At 56.1% G+C, this 5,372-nt stretch carries 2 rRNA genes; both read right to left on the reverse strand.

Going from position 1 to position 5,372, the window contains the following annotated elements:
* Window positions 1-177 precede the first annotated feature (177 nt).
* Window positions 178-3,297 (reverse strand): 23S ribosomal RNA (locus EV645_RS02560).
* A 478-nt stretch (window positions 3,298-3,775) separates the two neighbouring features.
* Window positions 3,776-5,300, reverse strand: a 16S ribosomal RNA gene (locus EV645_RS02565).
* The 16S and 23S rRNA genes sit together here, the layout of an rRNA operon.
* Window positions 5,301-5,372: the final 72 nt, after the last annotated feature.

Here is a 5,372-nt window from a genome sequence, read left to right on the forward strand (position 1 = left end):
ACTGGGTGTTTCCCCGACGCTATGGCCACCGAAACAATATGAGAACACTATCAACCAACCAGAGCCACATGGGCTGGGGTGACCGTATTCCGGGAACCGTACAGTGAACGCGAACATCGTTACAAGTAGCGCAGGCTCGTTGAAGTCTGACAACCCGACCTTGAAGGGGGTTGTGTGTGTGACAAGCCCTCGGCCTATTAGTACCAGTCAGCTCCACACCTTGCGGCGCTTCCACTTCTGGCCTATCAACCCAGTGGTCTACTGGGGGCCTTACCCGGTTAACCCGGTGGGAGACCTCATCTTGAAGCGTGCTTCCCGCTTAGATGCTTTCAGCGGTTATCACTCCCGAACGTAGCCAACCAGCCGTGCTCCTGGCGGAACAACTGGCACACCAGAGGTTCGTCCACCCCGGTCCTCTCGTACTAGGGGCAGCCCTTCTCAAGTCTCCTGCGCGCGCAGCGGATAGGGACCGAACTGTCTCACGACGTTCTAAACCCAGCTCGCGTGCCGCTTTAATGGGCGAACAGCCCAACCCTTGGGACCTACTCCAGCCCCAGGATGCGACGAGCCGACATCGAGGTGCCAAACCATCCCGTCGATATGGACTCTTGGGGAAGATCAGCCTGTTATCCCCGGGGTACCTTTTATCCGTTGAGCGACGGTGCTCCCACATGCCACCGCCGGATCACTAGTTCCGACTTTCGTCCCTGCTCGACATGTCTGTCTCACAGTCAAGCTCCCTTGTGCACTTACACTCGACACCTGATTGCCAACCAGGCTGAGGGAACCTTTGAGCGCCTCCGTTACCTTTTAGGAGGCGACCGCCCCAGTCAAACTACCCACCAGGCACTGTCCCTGATCCGGATAACGGACCAAAGTTAGACAGCCAGAACAATCAGAGTGGTATTTCAACGATGACTCCACCCGAACTGGCGTCCGAGCTTCACAGTCTCCCACCTATCCTACACAAATTGTACCGACCACCAATACCAAGTTGTAGTAAAGGTCCCGGGGTCTTTCCGTCCTGCTGCGCGTAACGAGCATCTTTACTCGTAATGCAATTTCGCCGAGTCCACGGTTGAGACAGCGCCCAAGTCGTTACGCCATTCGTGCAGGTCGGAACTTACCCGACAAGGAATTTCGCTACCTTAGGATGGTTATAGTTACCACCGCCGTTTACTGGCGCTTAAGTTCAAAGCTTCGCCGACCTAAGCCAGCTAACCTGTCCCCTTAACGTTCCAGCACCGGGCAGGCGTCAGTCCGTATACATCGAATTACTTCTTCGCACGGACCTGTGTTTTTAGTAAACAGTCGCTTGGGCCTGGTCTCTGCGACCATCACCGCTTCCACCAGCAAGTGGTGTAACGGATCCGGTCCCCCTTCTCCCGAAGTTACGGGGGCATTTTGCCGAGTTCCTTAACCATGGTTCACTCGATCGCCTTGGTATTCTCTACCTGATCACCTGTGTCGGTTTGGGGTACGGGCGGCTCTAACACTCACTGCGAAGTTTTTCTCGGCAGCATGGGATCATCCACTTCCCCTGAACGGGTCCGCCTCGGCTCTCAGGCTATGTGAGACACGGATTTGCCTATGCCTCGCCCTACCACCTTGCCCGCGGATCAGCTTGCGCCTACCATCGCCGCGGTTGGACTACCCTCCTGCGTCACTCCTCAATGCACCTACTACCACCTCGGGTCAAAACATCCACCACTCAGCCCGAAGGCCTCACAGCTTCTGTTCCTTAGCATCAGCGGGTTCGGTCGGGTCGTGTTAATGCCGGTACGGGAATATCAACCCGTTGTCCATCGACTACGCCTGTCGGCCTCGCCTTAGGTCCCGACTTACCCAGGGCAGATTAGCTTGACCCTGGAACCCTTGATCATTCGGCGGACGGGTTTCTCACCCGTCATTCGCTACTCATGCCTGCATTCTCACTCGTGCAGCATCCACAACTCCATCACTAGGCTGCTTCACACGCTGCACGACGCTCCCCTACCCACCCACACACCTGGACCAACAAGTTGGCCGGGTACTTGTGTGAGTGCCACAGCTTCGGCGGATTGCTTGAGCCCCGCTACATTGTCGGCGCGGAATCACTTGACCAGTGAGCTATTACGCACTCTTTCAAGGGTGGCTGCTTCTAAGCCAACCTCCTGGTTGTCTGGGCAACTCCACATCCTTTTCCACTTAGCAATCGCTTAGGGGCCTTAGCTGGTGATCTGGGCTGTTTCCCTCTCGACTACGGAGCTTATCCCCCGCAGTCTCACTGCCGCGCTCTCACTTACCGGCATTCGGAGTTTGGCTGATTTCGGTAAGCCGGTAAGCCCCCTAGACCATCCAGTGCTCTACCTCCGGTAAGAAACACGCGACGCTGCACCTATATGCATTTCGGGGAGAACCAGCTATCACGGAGTTTGATTGGCCTTTCACCCCTATCCACAGGTCATCCCCCAGGTTTTCAACCCTGGTGGGTTCGGTCCTCCACGCGGTCTTACCCACGCTTCAACCTGCCCATGGATAGATCACTCCGCTTCGGGTCTAGAGCATGCGACTAAAGCGCCCTATTCAGACTCGCTTTCGCTACGGCTACCCCACACGGGTTAACCTCGCCACACACCACTAACTCGCAGGCTCATTCTTCAAAAGGCACGCCGTCACACCCACAAAGTGAATGCTCCGACGGATTGTAGGCAACCGGTTTCAGGTACTATTTCACTCCCCTCCCGGGGTACTTTTCATCTTTCCCTCACGGTACTAGTCCGCTATCGGTCACCAAGAAGTATTTAGGCTTAGCGGGTGGTCCCGCCAGATTCACACGGGATTTCAAGAGTCCCGTGCTACTTGGGAAAACACTCAAGAGTCACTGTCTTACGCCTACAGGGCTATAACCCACTACGGCTCAACATTCCAGAAGATTCGACTTCAACAGTGATTGATAACTCTTCGACACCACGGCATTAGTGTCAGAATGCTCCCACGACCCCACATGCGCAACGCACGCCGGCTATCACACGCACATGGTTTAGCCTCATCCGCTTTCGCTCGCCACTACTCACGGAATCACTTTTGTTTTCTCTTCCTGCGGGTACTGAGATGTTTCACTTCCCCGCGTTCCCTCCAGAACCCTATGTGTTCAGGCACTGGTAACTGGCTTTAGAATGCCAGCTGGGTTTCCCCATTCGGACACCCCCGGATCACAGCTCGGTTGCCAACTCCCCGGGGCTTATCGCAGGCTCCAACGTCCTTCATCGGCTCTTGGTACCAAGACATCCACCGATTGCCCTTAGTAGCTTGTCACAAAACAAACAAACAAAAAGCAAAATTACGCTACAAAGAGATGCTCGCGTCCACTATACAGTTCTCAAAATACGGGCAGGAAAACCAGCCCAACATCACCACACACCACAGAACCCAACCCCCAGGGAAACAACACACCCAGAAGAAGAACCCCACCGCAGTTTGGTGAGAGCCGGCCCCAGCCACCAACTCAACCGTCACCGGTTGAACCGTGACCCAGAAGAAACAGTCCAACCTGATCACTCAGGCAGGCCCGATTCCTCAGGACCCAACAGCGCGCCTCGGCCACTCACTTATCCGTCACCCGCGTTCCACGCGTTCCCTCGAAAGGAAACACAGTACTAACTTCGTGCAGAAAAGCTCCTGGCCTAATGGTCAATGTTCCACATTCCGAAGCACCATCGCCCAGGAACATTCGCCCTGGAAACGATGAATAGGCAGGCACACTCTCTCGAGTAACCCGCCGAATGCTCCTTAGAAAGGAGGTGATCCAGCCGCACCTTCCGGTACGGCTACCTTGTTACGACTTCGTCCTAATCGCCAGCCCCACCTTCGACGGCTCCCTCCACAAGGGTTAGGCCACCGGCTTCGGGTGTTGCCGACTTTCATGACGTGACGGGCGGTGTGTACAAGGCCCGGGAACGTATTCACCGCAGCGTTGCTGATCTGCGATTACTAGCGACTCCGACTTCATGGGGTCGAGTTGCAGACCCCAATCCGAACTGAGACCGGCTTTTTGGGATTCGCTCCACCTTACAGTTTCGCAGCCCTTTGTACCGGCCATTGTAGCATGCGTGAAGCCCTGGACATAAGGGGCATGATGACTTGACGTCATCCCCACCTTCCTCCGAGTTGACCCCGGCAGTCTCCTATGAGTCCCCACCATCCCGAAGGACGTGCTGGCAACATAGGACGAGGGTTGCGCTCGTTGCGGGACTTAACCCAACATCTCACGACACGAGCTGACGACAGCCATGCACCACCTGTATAGGACCCTTACGGACCCCGCATCTCTGCGAGATTTCCCTATATGTCAAACCCAGGTAAGGTTCTTCGCGTTGCATCGAATTAATCCGCATGCTCCGCCGCTTGTGCGGGCCCCCGTCAATTCCTTTGAGTTTTAGCCTTGCGGCCGTACTCCCCAGGCGGGGCGCTTAATGCGTTAGCTGCGGCACGGAGGACGTGGAATGTCCCCCACACCTAGCGCCCAACGTTTACGGCGTGGACTACCAGGGTATCTAATCCTGTTCGCTACCCACGCTTTCGCTCCTCAGCGTCAGGTAAGGCCCAGAGAGCCGCCTTCGCCACCGGTGTTCTTCCTGATATCTGCGCATTCCACCGCTACACCAGGAGTTCCGCTCTCCCCTGCCTACCTCTAGTCTGCCCGTATCGGAAGCAGGCTCGGGGTTAAGCCCCGAGTTTTCACTCCCGACGTGACGAACCGCCTACGAGCCCTTTACGCCCAATAATTCCGGACAACGCTCGGACCCTACGTATTACCGCGGCTGCTGGCACGTAGTTGGCCGGTCCTTCTTCTGCAGGTACCGTCACTCTCGCTTCGTCCCTGCTGAAAGAGGTTTACAACCCGAAGGCCGTCATCCCTCACGCGGCGTTGCTGCGTCAGACTTTCGTCCATTGCGCAATATTCCCCACTGCTGCCTCCCGTAGGAGTCTGGGCCGTGTCTCAGTCCCAGTGTGGCCGGTCGCCCTCTCAGGCCGGCTACCCGTCGACGCCTTGGTAGGCCATTACCCCACCAACAAGCTGATAGGCCGCGAGCCCATCCCCAACCGCCAGAACTTTCAACCAACCACCATGAGACGGTCAGTATTATCCGGTATTAGACCCCGTTTCCGAGGCTTATCCCAAAGTTGAGGGTAGGTTGCTCACGTGTTACTCACCCGTTCGCCGCTCGTGTACCCCCGAAGGGGCCTTACCGCTCGACTTGCATGTGTTAAGCACGCCGCCAGCGTTCGTCCTGAGCCAGGATCAAACTCTCCGTTGAAAAATATAGACAAACCGGAAAAACCGGTGAGCCGACAATCGGAAAAGCGATCCTTTGAATCAGAAACAACCA

The organism is Kribbella rubisoli, from assembly GCF_004217145.1.
In the GTDB taxonomy this organism is placed as follows: domain Bacteria; phylum Actinomycetota; class Actinomycetes; order Propionibacteriales; family Kribbellaceae; genus Kribbella; species Kribbella rubisoli.